16 protein-coding genes are annotated in these 20625 nt (G+C 68.9%); 3 read left to right on the forward strand and 13 right to left on the reverse strand.

Annotated elements, in window-relative coordinates:
- Positions 1-21: 21 nt before the first annotated feature.
- From VKV57_12625 to VKV57_12640, 4 genes are all read right to left on the reverse strand, one after another.
- Positions 22-405, reverse strand: a complete 384-nt coding sequence (locus VKV57_12625) for a RidA family protein (GenBank protein HLW60753.1) — start codon at positions 403-405, stop codon at positions 22-24.
- A gap of 97 nt (positions 406-502) precedes the next feature.
- Positions 503-2446 carry a M28 family peptidase gene (locus tag VKV57_12630; protein HLW60754.1) on the reverse strand — a complete coding sequence of 648 codons (1944 nt, stop codon included), beginning with the start codon at positions 2444-2446 and terminating at the stop codon, positions 503-505.
- A 200-nt stretch (positions 2447-2646) separates the two neighbouring features.
- A complete protein-coding gene (locus VKV57_12635; GenBank protein HLW60755.1) occupies positions 2647-4674 on the reverse strand; it encodes an amylo-alpha-1,6-glucosidase in 2028 nt (675 codons plus the stop codon).
- Between the two features lie 11 nt (positions 4675-4685).
- Positions 4686-7358 (reverse strand): glucosidase, encoded by a 2673-nt coding sequence (locus VKV57_12640; protein HLW60756.1) that lies wholly within the window; start codon positions 7356-7358, stop codon positions 4686-4688.
- A 256-nt stretch (positions 7359-7614) separates the two neighbouring features.
- Here VKV57_12640 and VKV57_12645 point away from each other — a divergent pair, with 256 nt between their 5' ends.
- Both VKV57_12645 and VKV57_12650 read left to right on the forward strand, forming a co-directional pair.
- Positions 7615-8583, forward strand: coding sequence for an NAD(P)-dependent oxidoreductase (locus VKV57_12645; protein ID HLW60757.1), 969 nt, complete (start codon positions 7615-7617; stop codon positions 8581-8583).
- A 37-nt stretch (positions 8584-8620) separates the two neighbouring features.
- Positions 8621-9400, forward strand: coding sequence for an N-acyl homoserine lactonase family protein (locus tag VKV57_12650; protein HLW60758.1), 780 nt, complete (start codon positions 8621-8623; stop codon positions 9398-9400).
- Between the two features lie 27 nt (positions 9401-9427).
- On the opposite strand, the gene VKV57_12655 is transcribed toward VKV57_12650, so the two are convergent.
- The 6 genes from VKV57_12655 to VKV57_12680 form a co-directional block, all read right to left on the reverse strand.
- On the reverse strand, positions 9428-10417 hold the full coding sequence (locus tag VKV57_12655; GenBank protein HLW60759.1) for a D-2-hydroxyacid dehydrogenase family protein: 990 nt from the start codon (positions 10415-10417) through the stop codon (positions 9428-9430).
- A 25-nt stretch (positions 10418-10442) separates the two neighbouring features.
- The gene (locus VKV57_12660) at positions 10443-11525 is read right to left on the reverse strand and encodes a dipeptidase (GenBank protein HLW60760.1); all 1083 of its coding nucleotides are present in this window, start codon (positions 11523-11525) and stop codon (positions 10443-10445) included.
- A gap of 106 nt (positions 11526-11631) precedes the next feature.
- Positions 11632-11949: a hypothetical protein gene (locus tag VKV57_12665; protein ID HLW60761.1), complete on the reverse strand. Its 318-nt coding sequence runs from the start codon at positions 11947-11949 to the stop codon at positions 11632-11634.
- Complete coding sequence (locus VKV57_12670; GenBank protein ID HLW60762.1) at positions 11950-12192, reverse strand: carboxymuconolactone decarboxylase family protein; 243 nt, start codon at positions 12190-12192, stop codon at positions 11950-11952.
- A 104-nt stretch (positions 12193-12296) separates the two neighbouring features.
- Entirely contained in the window at positions 12297-14021 is a 1725-nt protein-coding gene (locus tag VKV57_12675) for a thiamine pyrophosphate-requiring protein (GenBank protein ID HLW60763.1), read from the reverse strand.
- Between the two features lie 63 nt (positions 14022-14084).
- Positions 14085-15302, reverse strand: coding sequence for an amidohydrolase/deacetylase family metallohydrolase (locus VKV57_12680; protein ID HLW60764.1), 1218 nt, complete (start codon positions 15300-15302; stop codon positions 14085-14087).
- Positions 15303-15434: 132 nt separating this feature from the next.
- Between VKV57_12680 and VKV57_12685 the strand changes: the two genes are divergently transcribed.
- On the forward strand, positions 15435-16502 hold the full coding sequence (locus VKV57_12685) for a hypothetical protein (GenBank protein HLW60765.1): 1068 nt from the start codon (positions 15435-15437) through the stop codon (positions 16500-16502).
- Between the two features lie 118 nt (positions 16503-16620).
- Here the strand turns inward: VKV57_12685 and VKV57_12690 are convergent, their stop codons facing one another.
- From VKV57_12690 to VKV57_12700, 3 genes are read right to left on the reverse strand one after another with little or no spacing between them, the layout of a single operon-like run.
- The gene (locus tag VKV57_12690; GenBank protein ID HLW60766.1) at positions 16621-17589 is read right to left on the reverse strand and encodes a Gfo/Idh/MocA family oxidoreductase; all 969 of its coding nucleotides are present in this window, start codon (positions 17587-17589) and stop codon (positions 16621-16623) included.
- Entirely contained in the window at positions 17586-18656 is a 1071-nt protein-coding gene (locus VKV57_12695; GenBank protein HLW60767.1) for a Gfo/Idh/MocA family oxidoreductase, read from the reverse strand. The genes VKV57_12690 and VKV57_12695 overlap by 4 nt, the downstream gene beginning before the upstream one ends.
- A 10-nt stretch (positions 18657-18666) precedes the next feature.
- Positions 18667-20457, reverse strand: coding sequence for a gamma-glutamyltransferase family protein (locus VKV57_12700; protein ID HLW60768.1), 1791 nt, complete (start codon positions 20455-20457; stop codon positions 18667-18669).
- Positions 20458-20625 lie beyond the last annotated feature (168 nt).

The raw sequence follows: 20625 nt of genomic DNA on the forward strand, positions 1-20625 counted from the left end.
AAGACGAAGGAGTTTCTTCCCTCAGGGGCGTGAGGCCACGGCCTCGATCTCCAGGAGATAATCGGGTGTGGCGAGGCTGGCCACCACGATGAACGTGTTCGGGGGAAAGTAGGTGGTGAAATACCGGGCGCGCACCTCCGCGATCTTCTGCCGGTGGGCGACGCTCGTCGTGTAGGTGGTGAGCTTCACCACATCGTCCAAGGCGGCGCCGGCGGACGCCAGCACCGCTTTGAGATTTTCGAACACCTGCACCGCCTGCGCCTCGATGTCCCCCCGGCCAACGAGGCGGCCCTCCTGGTCCTGGGCCACCTGCCCGGCCACGAAGACCAGATCCCCCGCCCGCACGGCGTGCGAATACCCGGTGGTCTTGTGCACGCCTCGCACCGCCACATCCTCGCGCTTCACCCGCCCTCCCCCTTCCCTCTGCGTTCTGGATACCCGCCAGACTCTCGGGCGACCCCGTTCGGCCTACCCCCCACCCCCCTCCCCCGAAGACGGCCCGTTAGCCCCGGGTGATCGCCTCGACCGTCTCCTCGGCCAAGCGTGTCGCTTCGCCGAGGGCGGTGACCACCCGGTTGCGCTCGCGGACGGCCTGGGCGCGCAGGAACCCGTAGTCGAGGTCGCCCGCCAGCTGCGGGAGCGCCGCCGCCCGGCTCAGGCCGGGGAGCGTGTACTGCCCGACCGCCCGCATGATCGGCGACCACTCCGCGGGGTCGTGCGCAAACCTCCCGCTCTGACTGTAGATCACCGGCGTCAGGATCCGGCTCAGACGCCGAAGTGCCTCGTTGATCCGGCGCGCCGCCCGCCGGCCGTCGGCCCGCGCCTTGAGCACCTCGAGCTTGGCCGCCGAGGTGAGAAAGGCATCCGCGGCGGTGATCGCCGGCAGGAGATCGAGGTGACTGCCGACGGCAGTCGCCAGCTGTGAGACGCACTCCCGGATCTCCCGGCCCGTGTCCACGTGGTTGAAGGGCAGGATCTCGGCGTTCGCCAGTTCCGCCACCGCGGTCAGGGACACGCGGGTATCCAGGGCCAGAATCTCCGGGTCGGCCTTATCCAACGTGTCGAACTCCGTGTGCCACCACCAGGCGTTCGCGCTGCCGCCGGTCCACGGCCGGCGGTCCGGGTGGTCGTCGGGGAGGAACGGATAGGTCGAGAACGACGGCACGCCGTTGGCCAGGAACGATTGGTCGGCCGCGCGCGACGGGCGGTGAACCGGGACGTCGCGCTGGCCGGTGACGCGCCGGATCACCTCACGGCAGAACTGCTGCACCTCGGCGGTGGTGTGGCGGGCGACGTATCGGGTCGCACCGCGGACGCCCGGGGAATCGATGTTGTGGTAGGCGAGGCAGTGCTCCGCCAGGTCGGCGAAGTACGTGTCCGCGTACCAGGTCGAGCCGCTGTAGCGCCCGTGGGAGTGGCCGGGCCACCAGCAGATCCGTACGTTGCGCCGCAGGTCCGCGCGGTGGTCCCACAGGATGCGGGCCATCTCGAGGAGGCACACGTCTCCCGTCGCATTGTCGGTGATGCCGACGTCCCAAGAACAGTAGTGGGCTCCCACGAGCGCAAATTCGCTGGTGCCGCCGCCCCCCGGGATCCGCGCCTCCGGCAGTTCGGAGCGCACCCATCCGGTCTTGACGTCGGTGGTAACGCGCACGGTCACCCGCTGCCCGCCCGCCAGCAGGCGCCGCAGGGTCTCCCCGCCCGCCTTGTTCACGGAGACCACCGGCAGTTGCGGGAGCCGGTCGACTTGATCGAGCGCCGGTGTCCCCCAGACGGTGGTGCCGATCATATTGTGGATAACCTGATCCTGATTGGCGAAGATCACCGCCGCGCATCCGGCTCTGCTCGCCCTCAGGATCGTCACCGGGGTCGCCAGCCCGTCGATCAGGCAGGCGCGTCCCGCCCCCCGGTTCACATTTCCGTCCTCGAGCGCCAGAAGATCAGAGACGACGCCCTGGGCGCCTGTGGGACGCCCGAACGAGTGGGTCAGGCAGGCGATCTGCAATTGCTCAGGGGCCAGAACCTCAAGCGTGGCCCGGACCGGATAGCTGAGGAACGCGTCGAATTCATGGACGGTCACGGGGACCCCGCCGGCCCGGAGCCGATCGGCGATATACTCCGCAGCGCGCGCCTCGCCGGGTCCTCCCGTGTCGCGCCGCACCCCCGAGAACCACTGCAGGTGCGCCAGCAGCCGCTCGGCGCTCACCGCATTGGCCATCATCGATTCTGCCGTCTTCACGTGATCACACCCTCCGTGACCCGCGCGCTCGCTCGCCGGACACTCGTCGGTCGCGCACGCGAGATTCGCCCGGGCCGGAATCGTCCGCCACGTGCGCATGACCCCGTGCGTCCGCTCGGCCGAGCCGACGGTGAAAAGCGCCGGCCGGGTGACCACGGGCGCGCGGAGCGAGAATCCCGCTCCAACCGGCCCGGAAGAAAATGACACGATGCGCGACCTTCTGCGTGCGGCCGCGGTCGACACGCGCCCGACTTGACGCGGGGGCCGCGTTTCGCCATCGGCGCACCCGCGTGCACCGCCTCGACCCCGCGGGAACCACCCGTCTGCACCGCGTGTGTTCGGTCCGGTCGAAGCCCACCCCTCTCCAACGCCGTGGGAGACGATAGGCACCGCTGCGGCGCGGTGGGTCAGCGCGCCGGGGCCTCGGTGAGAATCCGCCACACCCGGAGCACTTCGGCCACACTCCACGCCTGGCCGATGCATCCTCGGGGCAGGTGCGGGGGATCGCCTTCGAAGATCTCGGAGATCGTACCCAGCCCGGCATCGCGCAGGTGTGGTTCGAACGGGCGGAGGAATCCGAGCGCCACTTCCGGGTCGCGGTGGACCCGAAAGTGCGCCTCGGCATACGCGCCGAGGAGCCAGGCCCAAGCGGGTCCCTGATGATAGGCCCCGTCACGGCGGGAAACGTCGCCGGTATAGTCGCCGTGGTAACGGGGATCGTCCGGGCTCAGCGAACGCAGCCCGCCGGTCGTGAGCAGGGCGCGACCGACCGCTTCGACCACCGCAGCGGCCGCCCCCCCGTCGAGGAGCGGGAACGGCAGGGACACCGCCAGGATCTGGTTGGGCCGGATCGCCAGGTCGTCGCCGTCAGGGCCGTCCACGACGTCGGCCAGCGCCCCCCGGTCCGGCCGGACAAAGCGCGCGCGAAACGCTGCGCGCGCCCGGTCGGCCAGGTCGGCGTAGCGCTGTGACGCGGGATCGTGGCGGGCAGCGAGACACTCCACCAGCGTCCGCAGCGCGTTGTACCACAGGGCGTTGATCTCCACCGGCTTGCCGATGCGCGGGGTGACCACCCGGTCACCGACCTTCGCGTCCATCCAGGTGACCTGCCATCCGGGTTGCCCGGCACGGAGCAGGCCGTCTGTGGGGTCCACGCCGATCCCGTAGTTCGTCCCGGTCACGTGACGGTCGATGATCTCCCGCAGCACCGGCAGCAGCTCATCGGCGAGGCGCCGGTCGCCCGTCGCCTCGCGGTGCGCCCGCACGGCCAGCACGTACCACAGCGATGCGTCCGCCGTGTTGTACCCGGGATCGACCCCGGGCCGGTCGGGAAAGTTGTTGGGGATGAGGCCGTCGCGGACGTAGAGGGAGAACTCGCGGAGCACCGCCTCCGCGTCCGCGGGACGCCCCGTGCAGAGCGCGAGGCCCGGGAGCGCAATCATCGTGTCCCGCCCCCAATCGTTGAACCAGTGATACCCGGCGATGACCGTTCTCACGGCCGCGGCCTCGGGTCCGCGGCGGACGATGAACTGGTCGGCCGCGAGGACAAGCTGCCGGACGAGGGGGTGAACCCGTTCCGCCCCGGCCTGTGCGAGCAGCTCCCGCTGGCGGTCCTGCGCGGCGGTAAGGCTGCGATCGCCGTCGGGATCCGCACTCGCCTCCGCCGTCATGACGACCGTGAGGCTCCCTCCGGGGGGAAGGTGCGCCCGAAAGCTGCCGGGCGCGTACAGGTCGGCGCGGTCGTCCAACCCCCGCGCGGTCTCCTCGCGGTGGAGAAAGTTCCAGTACCACTCCCCGCCCGGGGCGAAGATACCAGCGGCGGCCTGCAGCCGGAATGGAACGGCCCCCGCGTGCGCGTGGATGATCGCCCCACCCGAGCCGGCCTCGACCTCGGGCGCCCATCCCCGTCCTGAGGTCAGCGTGTGAAAATCGCGATAGGTCACCAGCGGCGTGATCTCCAATTCCACACCGCAGCTGCCCCGCACCAGCCGGTACCGGAGATACGTCGTGTTGGCGCGCGCCGCCATCCACACGCGCTTCTCGAGCAGCGCGTCGCCAAACGCGTGGGTCCACACGGGGAGCATTCCCTCAAGGTGGAACGATTGGAGGTGGCGGTAACCGTGCGGATCGATCGTCCCCCCGCCCCACTCATGGGTGCACAGCGGGTACCGGCGCCCGTCGTACACGACCCACTCCACCAGCCCGCCGACGAGGACGGTGCGTCCGACCGGCGGGGCGAGCGCCGCCACGAGCAGTCCGTGATAGCGCCGGGTGCTCACCCCGGCCAGCGTCCCGGACGCGTAGCCCCCCAGGCCGTTTGTGACGAGCCACTCCCGGCGCAGACCTGACGGGAGATCGCCGCAGGTTTCGCGGCCGAAGGCGACGGCCGGGGCCGCGGGCCCCGCATCCGATGGGGGGAAGAAGGCGGACGGCACCGGGCGCTGGCTCAGCGGCCGCCGGTCTGCTCCAGCAGTTTGGCCACGAGCGCCGTCCACCCGGTCTGATGGCTGGCCCCGAGCCCTGCGCCCGAATCCCCGTGGAAGTATTCGTGGAACAGCAGGAGGTCGCGCCAGTGCGGGTCGCGCTGAAGCTCCTCCGATCCCCCGAAGACGGGGCGGCGCCCGTCCGGCCCACGGAGGAAGATGTGGGTGAGCCGCCGGGAGAGCTCCTGGCTGATCTGCCACAGCGTCATCTTCGTCCCGGATCCGGTTGGGCACTCGACCAGGAAGTCGTCTCCATAGTAATGGTGGAATCGCTGGAGGGCTTCGATGATGAGAAAGTTGATCGGGAACCAGACCGGACCGCGCCAGTTGGAATTTCCCCCGAACAGCCCGGTCCGGGACTCGGCGGGCTCGTACGCAATGGTCCTGACCACCCCGTCCATCTCGAGGACGAACGGGTGCGCCGCGTGGTACCGGCTGACGGACCTGATCCCATGATCGCTGAGGAATTCCTCAGGGTCCAGCATGCGTCGCAGCACGCGCTTCATCCGGTGCCCGCGCACAAGCGCGAACAACCGCCGCTCGCCCATGCCCGGTTGGTACCATCGCGACACCAACCCGGCCAGCTGTGGACGGTTGGCGAGGAACCACTCCAGCCGTTCCCGGAAGTCGGGGAGCTTCTGCAGCAGATCCGGCTCGATTGTCTCCACCGCCAGCAGCGGGATGACACCGACCACCGACCGAACCCGAAGCTGCTCCTCCCGGCCGCCGGAGTGCAACACGTCGAAGAAGAACTCATCCGCATCGTCCCACATCGCGATGCCGTCCCCGCCGATGTTGTTCAGGGCCCCGGCGATGTAGAGGAAATGCTCGAGGAACTTGGTGGCCACGTCCTCGTACGCAGGATCGTCGCGCGCCAGCTCGAGCGCGATCGCCAGCATGTTGAGGCAGTATACGCCCATCCAGGCCGTGCCGTCCGCCTGGTCGATGTGTCCGCCCCCCGGGAGCGGCTGGCTGCGGTCGAACACGCCGATGTTGTCGAGTCCGAGAAACCCGCCTTGAAAGACGTTTCGGCCTTCGACGTCTTTTCGGTTCACCCACCAGGTGAAGTTGAGCAGGAGTTTGTGGAATACGCGCTCCAGGAAGCCGCGATCGGCCTCCCCGGTGATCCGGCGGTCGATCTTGTAGACCCGCCACGCCGCCCAGGCGTGGACCGGCGGGTTGACGTCCCCAAACGCCCACTCGTATGCCGGCAGCTGGCCGTTGGGATGCATGTACCATTCGCGGAGCAGCAAGATCAGCTGCTGCTTGGCAAAGTGGGGATCGACGAGGGCCAGCGGGATGCAGTGAAACGCGAGGTCCCAGGCAGCATACCAGGGGAACTCCCAGGTGTCCGGCATGGACAGGATCTCGGCATTGTCGAGATGCCGCCAGTCCGCGTTCCGCCCGCGCTTGCGACCCGGGGGCGGCGGGGGCCCCGCCGGATCGCCGTCCAGCCACGTGGCGACGTTATAATGGTAGAATTGTTTGCTCCACAGAAGCCCGGCAAACGCCTGCCGCTGGACGCGCCGCGCGTCCTCCGGCATATCCGTCGGCCCGAACCCCTGGTAGAAGGCGTCCGCCTCCGCACGGCGCCGTTCGACGATCCCGGAGCTGTCGGCAAACGGATGGGCGGGGCGTCCCGGCGAGAGGCGGAGCTCGACCCGCTCCGCGGCCCCTGGGGCGATCCGAAACGTGTAGTGCGCGGCCACTTTCGTGCCCGCCCCGGTCGCGCTCACGGCTGACCGGCGCTGGTGCACGACCGCTTCGTGCACCCCGTCCTTAACCACGGGGGTCCGGTTGGCGACCCCCCACAACCGCTGAAAGTTCGTCTCGTTCTCCGTGAACAGGAGCTCGGGGGTGCCCTCGCAGGCGAACCAGCGTTCCCCGAGGGACTGGTGGACGGCACGCACCAGGCGGTACCCCGGGGGCGCCTCAGGAGATCCCGCGGTCGCCGGGCTGACGCGCAGTTCCGGTCGGCGGTCGTCCCCCCCCCACGCCCACGTATTGCGAAACCAAAGGGTCGGAAGCACGTGCAGCGGGGCAGCTGTGGGGCCGCGGTTGGTGGCGGTGATCCGAATGAGAATATCTTCGGGGTCGGCCTTGACGTACTCGACAACGACGTCGAAGTACCGATCCTCGGCGAAGATGCCGGTATCGATCAGCTCGTACTCCGGCTCATTCTTACCCCGGCGCCGGTTCTCGGCCACCAGGGCAGCGTATGGGAAGGCCCGTTGAGGGTACCGGTACAACGCCTTCATATACGCATGTGAGGGCGTACAGTCGAGGTAGTAGTAGCACTCTTTGAGGTCTTCGCCGTGATTCCCCTCGGTCCCGGTCAGCCCAAACATCCGCTCCTTCAGGATGGGGTCGGCTTCATTCCACAAGGCGAGCGCGAAGCACAACAGCCCGCGGCTGTCGCAGATCCCGAGCAGGCCGTCCTCGCCCCACCGGTACGTGCGGGAGCGAGCGTGGTCGTGCGGAAAGGACTCCCAGGCCGCGCCCTCGGCAGAGTAATCCTCGCGCACGGTCCCCCACTGCCGCTCGGAAAGATAAGGACCCCATCGGTACCAGCCCGCCCGGCCTTCGCGCGCCTCGACGAGCCGACGCCGCTCGGCCTGGGGATCAAACGCCGTCATCTCTACCTCCGGTCGCCTGCCGCCCGCTCCTGGTCCGTGGGCCGACACCGGCGGCGGCCCCGGCGGGTCCGGTACCGCGCCTCCCCTCTTGCGTCGTGCCCCTCTATCTTCAGTAGTGCCCCTTCATTATATAAAGAAGTCCAAATGCGCTGGACGGCGGGGCGCTGGCGGACGGAGGCGAGTCGGCTCCGCCCTCGAACCCTACCGGGACAGGGGGACGCCGACCGGAAACGCGGCCCCCCGGGAAGGAGAAAAGATGGCCGCGGTCCGCATCGTCATCCCGGACGACAGCCCGCCGGTGATCTCCGGCACCCCCGCACTCGAGCGTATCCGAGCGTCGGCCGAGACGATCGTGCATACGTCGCCGCCCGACTCCGAGGATGACCTGATCCGGCGGCTGAGAGACGCGCACACCGTCGTCAACATCCGCGGCTACTGCAAGTTCACGGCCCGCGTCCTCGAATCCGCCCACGGGGCGCTGCGGCATCTGGCGATCTGGGGCACCGGCACCGACAACGTGGATCTCGCGGCGGCGCGCCGGCTCGGCATCGTCGTCTCCAACACGCCCAACACCGCGACCGACGCCATCGCCGAACACTGCTTGGCCCTCCTCCTCGCCGTCGCCCGAAGGCTGCCCCACCTGGACGCGACCGTGAAGCGCGGGGAGTGGGAGCGCGGGATGTTGTTCCAGTGCCTGGGGAAGACCCTCGGCATCATCGGCACCGGCGCGATCGGCACCCGGTTTGCCGAACTGGGACGCGTGATCGGCATGCGGGTCATCGCCTGGACGCTGCACCCTGATCCGGCGAAGGCGCGGCACGGCGGGTTTGCCTACACCCCGACCCTGGAGGCGCTGCTCGAAGAGGCCGATGTCGTCTCCCTCCATCTGCGGTCCAGCCCGGAGACCCGGGGACTGCTCGGGGCGGCCCAATTTGCGAGGATGCGGCCGGGATCGATCTTCATCAACACGGCGCGCGGCGATATCGTGGACGAGGCGGCGCTGGCCCAGGCCCTGCGGGCGGGGAAGCTGGGGGGGGCGGGGATCGATGTGTTCCTCAAGGAACCGATCACCAATGATGCACCGCTGCTCGGCTGCGACACCGCGGTCCTGACCCCGCACACGGCGGGGACCACCCCGGAGGCCCTCGTCAACGGCCTCAACCTCTGCGCCGAGAATGTGACGCGGTTCCTCGCCGAAGGCAAGGTGGTGCACCGGGTCGTATAAGGTGGTGCACCGCGACGACACTGACGAGGAGTCGATGATGGCCGCAACCTATGAGATCGACGCGCTGAGCCCGGGCGGGCGCGAGGTGGATTGGTCCACCCGACTCTTCATGGCGCCGAGTGGGGAGACCACGACGTCGGCCTACTTCCTGTGGTTATTGCGGGGGCCGGCCGGGCCGATCCTCGTGGATACCGGGTTCACCCCGCGTCTCGCCAAAGCCAAGGGGTTGTCGGATCAGCTGAAGCTGCGCACGCGCGACGAACTGCTTGCCACCGCCGGGGTCGACCCGAATGCGGTCAAGACCGTAATCCTCACCCACACGCATTGGGACCACTTCGATCTCGAAGGATTCCTCCCCAAGGCAACCTTTTGGGTTCAGCGCCGGGAAGTGGAGTTCTGGGACGGGTTCGGCGGCCAGGACCGATGGACGCGCCGCTTCCTCAGCGACTGCTACGCCCAGGACCTGGAGGCGGTGCGCTCGAGCGGGCGGCTCAACGTGGTCGACGGCAACCTCGAGCTCGTCGAGGGCGTGCGTTTGGAGTGGGTGGGCGGTCATTCGCCCGGGATGCAGATCGTGGTCGTGCAGACGGGCAAGGGGCCGTTCGTGATCGCCAACGACGCCTTGACGACCTACCGCAACCTCCGCGACTGGGTCCCGCCCGCGATCCACCTCAACAGCGTCGCGGAGTGCCTGGGGGCGATGGCCCGGATCAAGAGCGTGGCAAACGGCGACGAGGGGCGGATCTGTCCCGGGCACGACGGGGAAGTGTGGAAGAAGTTTCCCGAGGTCAAGCCGGGGGTCTACCGCCTCGCCTGAATCGCCGGACGGCGAAGCCCGGAGCCCCTATTGGGGACGGCGCCGGAGGTGTGAGGAGGAGAGGACGGCGGGGTTGAGCACCCGGACCGGGGTCCCCGCCAGGAAGGCCCGAATGTCGTCCGCGGCGTCCCGGTAGAAGACCTCGTAGCCCTCAACCGTCACGTACCCGAGGTGGGGGGTGATCACCACGCGCTCCAGCCGTCGAAACGGATGGTCGAGGGGCAGCGGCTCGTCATCGAACACATCCAGGCCGGCCCCGGCCAGCGTCCGCTGCTCGAGCGCCTCGATCATGGCCGTCTCGTCGATGATGGGCCCGCGCGAGGTGTTGACCAGCAGCGCACTCGGCTTCATCAGGCCGAACTCCCGCCGCCCCAGCACGCCGGTCGTCCGGGCGCTCAGCTTCAGGTGGATCGTGACGACGTCCGCGCGGGAGAGGAGTTCATCCTTCGACACCAGGGTCGCCCCGAACTGCGCCGCGCGCTCGCCGGTCAGATTCTGGCTCCACGCGATCACCGTCATGCCAAACGCGCGCCCGATCGTCGCCACTTGCGAGCCGAGCGTCCCGAGCCCGATGACCCCGAGCACCTTCCCCTGCAGCCCGGTGCCGAGCGTCGTTTGCCAGTGGCCGCCCCGCGTCGCCCGGTCCTCGTGGGGAATGTGACGCGCCAGAGACAGGATCAACCCCCAGGTGAGCTCCGCGGTCGGGTACTTGAGGCCGCCCGTCCCGCAGACCACGATCCCCAACCGTGTGGCGCTGTCCACGTCGATTGAGGCGTTGGCCATCCCCGTCGTGACTAACAGGCGAAGCTCGGGCAACCGCTGCAGCAACGGCCCAGGAAAAGGGGTGCGCTCGCGCATGGCGACCACGGCGTGAATCGGTGCGAGACGCTCGCCGACGCGACCCGCGTCCTTCAGGTGGTCGCGGTAGACGTGGACCTCGGTGTCCGGGCCGAGCGCGTCCCAGTCCGCCAGGGTCGCGGCGACGCCTTGGTAGTCGTCGAGGATCGCGACCCTCAGCATGCCGCCTCTCCCGGAAGGGAACCTACTCGCCCCAGGTCTCCCGCAGGACCCGGACCCAGTTGCCGTGGGCGAGCTTCCGGAGATCCTCCCCCGCATACCCGCGATCGCGCAGCGCCTGGAGGAGCTTGGGCAGCCCGGCGGCATCCTTCAGTTCCGCGGGCATCGTCGCCCCGTCGAAATCCGAGCCCAGGCCGACGTGGTCGATCCCCATCCGCTCCACCATGTGCTGGACGTGATCGACCATGCGGGAGAGGGGGACGTGGGGATCCCGCCCCCCGTCCCCGCGCAGAAACCCGACGTGATAGTTGAGGCCGACGATTCCTCGGCTCTCCCGGACCGCGTCCAGCTGCTTGTCCGTCAAGTTCCGCGGCGACGCGGAGAGCACGTGGGCGTTCGAATGCGTCGCCACCAAGGGCGCGGTGGAGAGGGCGGCAACGTCCCAGAAACCTCGCTCGGTGATGTGCGAGAGATCGATCATCACCTTGCGACGGACCAGTTGGCGGACCAGCTCTTTGCCGCGATCGGTCAGCCCCGCACCGATGTCCGGCGAACTCGGGAATTTGAACGGGACCCCCTGCGCATACCGATTGCGCCGGCTGTGCGTCAGCCCGACCGAACGCAGCCCTGCGGCGTGGAACGCCTCGAGCGCGTACCCGTCGGGGTCAAGGGGTTCGGCCCCCTCGAAGTGCAAGAGCATGGCGAAGACGCCGCCCCGGAGGCACTCCTGAAGTTCGGACGCGGTGTGCACGATCTTGACCTGCCCGTTCGAGGCCTGCGCGATCCGCAGCAGCCGTCCCAAGAGGTGCAGCGCCTGCGACTGGGCGTAGTCGAGCGGCATCGGCTCGGGCCACGTGCTCTCGTCGGCGTACAGCTTCATCGCCGCGTCGGGAGCCGCGCGGTCGCCCTTGCTCATCTCCACGGCGATGGGGTCATAGATGTACACGGCGAAGAACCCGCCTCCCAGCCCGCCGCTGCGGGCGCGGGGCAGATCGATGTGCCCCTCGCCCGTGCGGTCGAAGAACGACCGCCCGGTCTTGACCAGGCTGAGGATCGTGTCGTTATGCCCGTCGAAAATCAGGGGATCGCTGGACGTCGTCGGTGTCATGGCCTCCCGCTTCGGGGCGTTCGCGCGGGTCCCCTGCGTGGTTCCCCCGTGGAACCGCGCGCGGTCCCGACGATCGACGCCCGCGCCGGATGAAGGTGCGCCCGGCCTATGGAGAGGACCGGACCTTGCGGATTTGGCAGAATCCCTGGGCTTCGATGCGCAGGGCGTGATTGAACCTGCTGCGGAAGTTCTCGAACGCCACGTGCGCGGTGAGCTCCACCATCTCCTCTTCGGAGAAGTGCGTCCGCAGGGTAGCGAACAGTTCGTCCGAGACATCGTGACCGCTGACGGTCATCCCGTCGGCGTACTGGAGCACCAGCCGTTCGAGCGCCGAAAACACCGGGCTGGTGGCGTAGTCGCCGAGGTGCGCGAACTTTTCTTCAGCTATTCCGGCCGCCTCGCCCGAGGCGGTGTTGATATCCACTCAGAACGGACACCCGTTGATGGTGGCGACCCGCACGTACACGAGATACCGCAGCGCAGGAGGGATGAGGGGGGCATCACGCATCGCCTGGCTCCACTCGCGATACGCGCGCTGCAGGGCGGGACGTCGGGTCCACACCTGTGTCGTGTGGAGCGGTGTGCCGTAGCGAGCGGTCTCTTGCACCAGGAGCTCGCGCATGTCGGCGGGCAGCGTAGACGCATTTGGCGGGGTGATGCGGCTCATGGGAACCCTCCCTCCGGAGCCTGTCCGCGTCACAGTTCTACAGCGCACCGCCCCCCTCCCGTCGGGGGCGTCGTCAGGTGGAAGACCGCTGATCCGACGCGGGGCTATTTGAAGATCGAGAACTCGATCTCCTTAGCCGTGATGAACTCGAGCAGCGCGGGCGTGCCCTGCCGAGTCTTGCCCACCGCGCGCTTAATCGCCGGGATGATCGCGCCCGGCTCGGTCACCCGCTCCCCGTACCCCCCCAACGCCTGCGCCAGCGCGGCGTAGTTCCCGGAGATGTCGGTGCTGCGGTATTTCTGGGTGGCCACTTTCATCACCGGCAGCTCGATCGCCATAGAAGAATTGTTGAGCAACACCGACAGGATCGGGATGCGCTCGCGCACCGCGGTCTCGAAATCCATACCGGTGAACCCGATGGCCGCGTCACCCCACACGTTGAGGCAGAGCTTCTCGGGCGATTCGAGCTTGGCCCCCATGGCCAGCCCAAGCCCGTACCCGAGCTGAGTCGTCTTGCCCCAGCCGATATACGAGAGCGGGGTCGTAGCCTGCCAGAACGGTGAGAGCTGGTCGCGCGGGCTTCCGGCATCGTGCGTGATGATGGTGTTCGCCACGTCAACCGTGTGCAACAAATCCCAGATCACTCGGTACGGCGACAACGGCGTCGCCTCCGACGTCAGCTTGGGCATCCACTGCTCCAGCCAGTCCGCGCGCACGCCGGCAATCTCCTTTGCCGTGTGCGCGGCCTCCTCCCGCCGCGCCGCGCGCACCCGATCCTTCACCGCCGCCAGCAGCGCCTCGAGCGTCAACCCGGCGTCCCCCAACAGGATGTGGTCGACCGGAATGTCCTTGTTGATGTCGGCCGGATCGAGCGTGGCGTGAATGATCACCTTGCCGGACGGCATGGCCACCCCGTAGTTGGTGGTGGCGAAGCTACACCCGATGCCGAGGATGACGTCGCTGGACTCCAGGAACAGGTGGACGGGTTTGGGGATGGAACGGCCGCCCGAACCGAGCGAGAGCGGGTGGGTCTCCGGGAACGCGCTCTTCCCCTCCAGGCTCGTGGTCACGGGAACGCCGAGCCACTCGGCGAGCTCCCGCAATGACCCCCAGGCGCGGGCGTAGTGGACCCCTTGCCCGGCGTAGAGCACCGGGCGGCGCGCCCCCACCAGCACGTCCGCGACCCGTTCGACCGCCTTGGGGTCGGGGGCGGTCCGGGAAGCGAGCGCGGGGCGGTAAACCAGGGGCTCGGGGACCTCCTCGGTCAGCACGTCCGACGGAATCTCCACGAGCGCGGGCCGGGGCCGCCCGTTCCTTACCTGGGTGAAGGCGCGGCGCATCGCGGCCGGCACCTCGCCCGGGAGCACGACCTGCTCCGCCCACTTCGTGACGTGGCGGTAGTTCAGGGCCGCGTTAAAATTCGGGGGGATGTTCGTGAGGCGGCGCGGGTAGCCCGCCGGCAGCACCACGATGGGCACCGAGTCCCCGTACGCTTGAGCGACGCCGCCGAACGAATTCTCCGCGCCCGGCCCGTGCTGCATGGCGAAGACCCCAATCCGCCTTCCCGAGGAGGTCCGACTCACCGCATCGGCCATATGGAGCCCGGTCCGCTCCTGCCGGACGATGATCGTCCGGATGTCCGCCGCGGCCGCGGCCTCGATGATGGGATTGACAGGATACCCGATCAAAAACTCAACGCCCTCGCGCTTCAGGATCTCCGCCACCGCCGCCGCTGCTTTCATCTTCCTCCGCCTCCTCCGCCTCCCGGCCCGAGCGGCTCTTCTCGCGCGGCCCGCATCCGTCCTGTCCCCACCGGGCCACCGTCCGATGGGTCACCCCTCGTGGCGTGGGGTGGCCGGCCGGGGAGACCCTCCCCCCCCACCGCGGTCTCCTCACCGCTGCAGGATGGGCCGCTGGTGATCGGGCAGCACCGCCCACACGTGGGGGGGACGCTCGACGGCGCGCGGAAGCGGCTCACCGGCCATCAGCGTGAGTGTGTTCACGAGACGGCGCGTCCCCGTGCGCCGCTGCATGGCCACGTCGTAGAACACGTACTCCCCCTCCTCAAGCCGGAACAGGGCAAGATCTGCCTGGCTGCCCGGCCGGAGCGTGCCGAGTTCCGGCCGCCGCACCGCCGCCGCCGGGCGCGAGGTCGCCCGCTCGATCACATCGTGCAGGCTCATCCCGAGGTTGAGGAACTTCGAGAGGGTCGTCGGCAGATCGAACATGGGCCCCTGGACGCTTAATTGGTGAATATCGCTGCTGATGACGTCGGGAAGGACCCCCTGGTCGATCAGGCGCTCGGTCACCTCGTAGCTGAACGAACCCGCACCGTGCCCGATGTCGAGGATGAGCCCGCGATCGTGCAGCACCTTGACGTCGGTGCGGAGGTTGCCGTCCGGCGCGACGATCCTGTGGGTGCCGCCGGTGAAGCAGTGGGTGAGGATATCCCCCGGACGCAGCAACTCTACGATCTCCGCAATCGTCGGGGGGCCGCTGCTGATGTGGACCATCAGCGGGAGCTCAACGCGGTCGGCCAGGTCGCGGGCGCGCTGAAGGGCGCGGATGCCGGTCCCCCGTGTGGTGCGGTGATCGATCCGGGCCTTGACGCCGAGGATCAGGTCGCGGTTGGCGTCAACGATCTTCACCGCCAGATCGACATCGCAATAGTCCAGGTTGGCAAACTCCCACGTGGGGGCGATCAAGCCGATCGATGAGAGGTTCAGGAAGGCGCGAATCCGGGCGCGGCTGGGTTCGATGATGTACCGGCGAAACCCGGGGAAACTGTAGGCCCCCGCGCTCCCCACGTCGATCCAGGTCGTGACCCCGCTGCGGGCGGCCACCGGATCGGCCTCGATCCCCCAATATGTCCCGCCCCAGTAGACGTGGGTGTGCAGATCGACCAACCCCGGTGTCACGATCTGTCCCCCAGCGTCGACGACCCGCACCCCCCGCGCCCGATCAAGCGTCCGCTCGATGGCGGCGACCCGCCCCCCGGCGATCCCGACATCGTATCGGCCCTCGATACCGGCCGCGGGATCGAGCACCTCCCCGCCGACCACAATCGAATCGAACCGCCCATCCCCACCGCCCGCCGCCTGCGGCCCCATCGCTCCCCCCTCTGCCCGCGTCCGATGTCATTCAGAGTTAGGACCACGGCCGGCGCGTTCCTGCTTCGGGCACGACTCGGCGGGAGGAGAGGAAGAGGAGATCGCGGGGAACTGCGGCAAGAAAGAGCCACAGTGCGAATCGCGAAACCCCCCTTTCATCTCGTCAGGGCCCTGCTGCGCAGAGCATCCCGACGCCGCCTCCCCGCAGGGTTCTCCGCTTCGCAGGTGGTGCGCGGCCGCACCTGGGCGTGCACGGATCTGGGGGCGTTCTCACGCCCGCTCCCGAATCTCGGCGGCGTAGAAGGGGTCGTGATCATGGAGGATCGTGACCCCGAGTTCTACCTGTCCTTCCAGGACTATGCTCCCGGGGCGGTAACCCGCCTCAACCGCCACGGCCCACTCCGCGCGTGGTCAACCCAGCAGGACCTCAAGGAGTTGGTCGCCGGGCTTAACGCGCAAGGATTGAAGGTGGCGATTGGATTTTGGAGCTACGGGGGGTGGTGGCTGCACCGAAAGCCCCGATGGCTGCGGGAGCATCCGGAGTTGCGGCGGCCGCCGTTGAGCAGCCACCTCTATCCCTTCGTGCGGCTCCATCGTGAAGGGATCGAGTATGCGGAGTATATCGCCCGGCAATACGAACGGTTGCACACGGCGTTCGGATTCGACGGGCTGATGCTGGGGGACGGCCTGTGCGGATTCGGCAGCATATGGGATCCCGACCTGTACCGGGACAAAGCCCCCACCATCCCGCAGTGGACCCGACTCTACGCCACCATCGCCGGCACGGTTCACCGCACCGGCGGGACGCTGCTGGCGTACGATCAGATGGGGTTTCCCTATACCGAGGCGCGGGAACACGGCGTCGACTATCGGGACCTGGCCGGCGCCGGCCTCGACGTCCTTGTCTACCAATCGTATCCGCAGGCGTGGGCGGGATTCTGGCTCGATGAATATCCCAACCGGTTCGACCTGCGCGCCTCGGTGAACAACCTCAAGACGATCACGGCCAGCCTGGAGGGCACGACCGCCAAGGTATTCTATACGGTGGAACTCGGTGATGCCGTGGAGCGGTGGCAGGCCGATCCCGAAAGGACCCTCGCGCAGATGGACGCGCTCGACCCTTTAGCGGCGGGGCGCTTCCTCGTCTGGGCGAACGACACCTTCGCGCGGCACCCGCAGCCGGTAGGAGGATCGCGCTGATTGGAACCGCGCCTCCGTTGTATGGTGCACCACTTCCCGGGAGTGTCAAATCATCGGCACATTCGGGATCGCGTGGGGCGTCGCCCCCGCGCGTGGCTTGACCGGGAAACGATCCTCCCTATCCTCCCGCGGACCTGCCTGCGGCTCGCACGGTGTCCATCAGCGCGGCAACTCGACGCAAATGGGGCACGGCTCCGGTGCGACCCCCCCCGCTGGCCACCGCGTCCACGACCTCCTGGATCATGAACAGCACGGGATCGTCCACCCAAGGGAGGAGCGCGGCATCGCTCGTGAGAAGGCCGAGGGCCGCCGCGTAGGGCTCGAGGCGTACAGCCTGCCGCGACCCGATGATCTCAAGCTCGACCTCCCCCACAGCAAGTGAGGGCACGGACGCGGGCAGGCACCGCGAGAGCTCGATCGTGGCGATCAGGTCATCTTCGAACCGAATGATGCTGACCGCGGTATCGTCGACCCCGGCTTCGAAGAGCGCACCGGACCAGGCGTGAACGCGCCGCACCCGGGCGGGTGTCGCGGTCAGGAGCACGTCGAAGACCTCCCACGCCGCCTCCTCCAGCACCGCGCGCCGCGGGTGCGCGCGATCGTCGCGTGGAAGGCGAACGGCCGCGTAGGCGGAGTGTAGCGTCCCCAACGCGCCGTCGGCGACCAGCCGCAGCGCGGTCCGGCCGGCATGGGTGTGGCGCAGGGCCCCCCCTGAAATGAGCGCCGCGTGGCCCCGCCCCTCGGCGGCGGCCAGGCGGTCGAGGTCGTCCGCCCGGGTCGCGGCGGGGACGGGGCAGAGCACGACCTTCCCCGCCGCAAGCGCCGCTTCCACGGCCCTCCCTTTTTCGGGATCGCTGCTCAGGACGAGCACCGCCGGGAGTGACGGATCGCGGGCCAGCGTCTGCCAGTCCGGGGACCACTCGGCCCCCACCCCATCGGCCAAGGTGTTCGCGCCATCGCGATCTTGACCGCATGGGCTTGGGGACCAACGGGCGATCCGCGCCCCGGAGAGCGGGGCGTCGTGCCCGGCGACCGCACGGGCGTGGCGGTCGGCGCCGATGACCCCCAGCGGGATCGGCGCGTTCATGCCCGGCCCCCCGCGGCGTCCGCCCCGGGCTGCGGCGTGAGCCGCACGACGTGGCCTGTGTGGGCCGACTCCGCCGCGGCGAGCGCCAGCCGCAGGGCGGCGCGCGCTTCCTCGGGCGGCATCGGCACGGGACGGTCCTGTTGCACCGCGTCCACAAAGCCCGTCCACTCGCGCGCGTACGCCGTCAGGTTGTGCAGGAGAACCCGGCCGCTTTCCGGATGGTCGGCGCCTTCATCGCGGTAGCGCGTCAGGCTGACAAGATCATGGTCCCTGGCGCGGACGGCGCCGTGCGTGCCGTAGATTTCGCACTGGTGGAACGCCGGGTACCCGGGGGGCAGGCAGTTGCTGATTTCCGTGGAACCGATGGCCCCGCTCGCAAAGCGGACCGTGTACGTGATGAAATCCGGCACCCCCCGGTTTCCCTCCACCGTCACCTTATGCTCCGCGGCCACCCACACGGGTTCCGAGCCGGCGAACCAGCGGAGCAGATCCGCCTCGTGGATCCCGTTGGTCAACGCCGCCCCCACGGACATCGAGGGGTCACCCGTCCAATGCTCGGCCGTGTAGTACCCGCGGGACACTCCCAGCGGCGGACGAGACCGACGCTCGTTCTCCCGGATCAGCCGGACGGTTCCGACCGCTCCCCGATCGATGGCTCCGCGGATCTCCATGTAGCGCCGGGTGAACCGGCGGCTGTGCCCGATCATCAGGTGCACCCCCGCGGCGCGGCACGCCGCGATCATCGCGTCGGCGTCGGCGAGCGAGGGCGCCATCGGCTTTTCGCACAGCACGTGCTTCCCCGCCGCGGCGGCGACCTCCGTCCACTGGCGGTGTGAGGCCTCCGGCGTCGCGATCATCACCACGTCGAGATCGCGGCGCCGGACGAGCTCGTGCCCGTCGGTGTAGACCGCGGCCGACCACGGCGCCGCGGCCGCTCGTGCCGCCGCTTCGTTCAGGTCGGCCGCCGCGACCAGGCGCACCCGGTCGCTCAAGGTGTACATCGCCGGCAGGTGCGCCGTCTGGGCGATACTGCCGCAGCCGATCAGCCCCACCCGCAGCGCGGCCATTCGTCCTCGCCTACCATCCGAGCGCATAATTGCGCTCGCCGCGCGAACTCGCCGCGCCCTCGATCACCTTCCGGTCCGGATCGTATGCCACCGCGGTGGTGTAGTTGAGGCTCCAGGGGTCCACGACCTTGACGAGATGACCGCGCCGCCGGAGCTCCTCGACCACCGCGGCGGAGACACGACCCTCGAGGACCACCTCCCGCGGCCGCGCCTCCCTCGGGTAAAACGAGCTCGGCGCGTGCCCGGTGTGAAAGCTGGGGGCGTCGATCGCATCCTGCAGGTCCATCCCGAAGTCCACGACGTTCAGGAAGAACTGCAGGCTCCATTGATCCTGCTGATCGCCGCCCGGGGTGCCGAAGACCAGATAGGGCCGCCCCTCCTTCATCACCAGCGATGGGGAGAGCGTCGTCCGAGGACGCTTCCGCGGCCGCAGCGCCGCCGGGTGGTCGGGGTCGTTGAGCCAAAACATCTGCCCCCGGGTCCCCAGGCAAAACCCCAGCCCGGGGATGATCGGCGAACTGCGAAACCACCCGCCGCTTGGCGTGGCGGAGAACATGTTCCCCTCCGCATCCACAGCTCGGGTGCCGGTGGTCCCCCCCTGCCAGGCACGCCCCCGGACGGGCGAGGCGTCCGCTTCCCTCTCGCTTCCCTGAAAGGGGTACGGATCACCCGGGCGCAGCTCCGGTGACGCGGTGTGCGGATCGATGAGCGCGCGCCGTGCGTCCGCGTACGGCGTGGAGAGCAAACCCCGTAACGGGACATCGACGAACTCGGGATCGCCGTAGTACCGCTCGCGGTCGGCCAGCGCCAGCTTGGCCACCTCGGTCAGGGTGTGGATGTAATCCGCGGAGTTGTGGCCGAGCCGGCGCAGGTCGATGCCGTCGAGCAGGGTGAGCTGCTGCAGAAAGACGGGCCCCTGGGACCACGGCCCGCACTTGTGGACATCGCATCCGCGATAGCGCACCCGAACCGGGCTCTCGATTCTGGTGTCGAAGGTCGCGAAGTCCTCCTCGGTCAACAGCCCGGAGGAGACCACGCCGTTGGCGTCCCGCACCGACGTGTCGCGCTGAAAGGCCACGATCTCACGCCCGATCGGTCCACGATAGAAACAATCTCGCGCGGCCGCAAGGGCCGCGCTCCGGCCGCGCGACGTGGCGCCCCGCTCGGCCTCGACGAGGCGCTCGAACGTCCGGGCGAGATCCGGGTTCCGCCAAGTGTCCCCCACCCCCGGGGGCTTCCCCCCCGGCAGGAACAGGGCCGCCGAAGTCGGCCACTCCGCCCGAAATCTCCCGGCGCACTGTTCGATGGAGCGGAGCATCCCCTCGTACATCGGGAACCCGCCGGCGGCCAGCTCGATCGCGGGTGCCAGCACCTGTTCCAAGGTCAGGGTGCCGTACCGGTGGAGCGCGGTGATCAGCGCATCGGGGACGGCGCAGACCCCGGCCGGGAGGAACCCGTCACCCGGGATCAACGTGATGCCCCGCCCGCGGAACCACTCGATCGTCGCCGCGGCCGGGGCCCGCATGTTGCCGTTGATCGCGACGACCCGACGGTCGCGCGCGGTATACATCAGGATGGGAGCTTCCCCCCCGAACCCGAAGCTTTGGAATTCCAGGACCGACTGCGCGAACACCATCGCCACCCCGGCATCGACCGCGTTGCCGCCGAGCAGGTGCATGCGCATGCCCGCCAGGCTCGCCAGGTAGTGCCCGCACGAAACCACGAGGGACCGACCCCGGATGACCGGACGGGTGGCGCTTAGGGTAAACTGCCAGTCGTGGTAGGCGGTGTTGACGCTCATCTCCGCCCGGCGCAGCGCCGGACGCTCGTGCTGCCTGCACCGGCTCCATCTCGAGGCCTCATCGCGATCCCCCCCTGATCCATCCTGCCCGCAGGATTTCATGGACCACGCGGAGTCTCCTCCCACCCCCGCCTGGTGCTGCCGCCGACCTTCACCGTATACTGAATT

It is taken from the genome of bacterium (assembly GCA_035307765.1).
GTDB lineage: Bacteria > Sysuimicrobiota > Sysuimicrobiia > Sysuimicrobiales > Segetimicrobiaceae > Segetimicrobium.

Coding starts and splice junctions, on each gene's coding strand:
- VKV57_12640 (HLW60756.1), bottom strand. CDS start 7,358: ATGACGGCGTTTGATCCCCAGGCCGAGCGGCGTCGGCTCGTCGAGGCG.
- VKV57_12645 (HLW60757.1), top strand. CDS start 7,615: ATGGCCGCGGTCCGCATCGTCATCCCGGACGACAGCCCGCCGGTGATC.
- VKV57_12650 (HLW60758.1), top strand. CDS start 8,621: ATGGCCGCAACCTATGAGATCGACGCGCTGAGCCCGGGCGGGCGCGAG.
- VKV57_12660 (HLW60760.1), bottom strand. CDS start 11,525: ATGACACCGACGACGTCCAGCGATCCCCTGATTTTCGACGGGCATAAC.
- VKV57_12670 (HLW60762.1), bottom strand. CDS start 12,192: ATGAGCCGCATCACCCCGCCAAATGCGTCTACGCTGCCCGCCGACATG.
- VKV57_12680 (HLW60764.1), bottom strand. CDS start 15,302: ATGGGGCCGCAGGCGGCGGGCGGTGGGGATGGGCGGTTCGATTCGATT.
- VKV57_12690 (HLW60766.1), bottom strand. CDS start 17,589: ATGAACGCGCCGATCCCGCTGGGGGTCATCGGCGCCGACCGCCACGCC.
- VKV57_12695 (HLW60767.1), bottom strand. CDS start 18,656: ATGGCCGCGCTGCGGGTGGGGCTGATCGGCTGCGGCAGTATCGCCCAG.
- VKV57_12700 (HLW60768.1), bottom strand. CDS start 20,457: ATGAGCGTCAACACCGCCTACCACGACTGGCAGTTTACCCTAAGCGCC.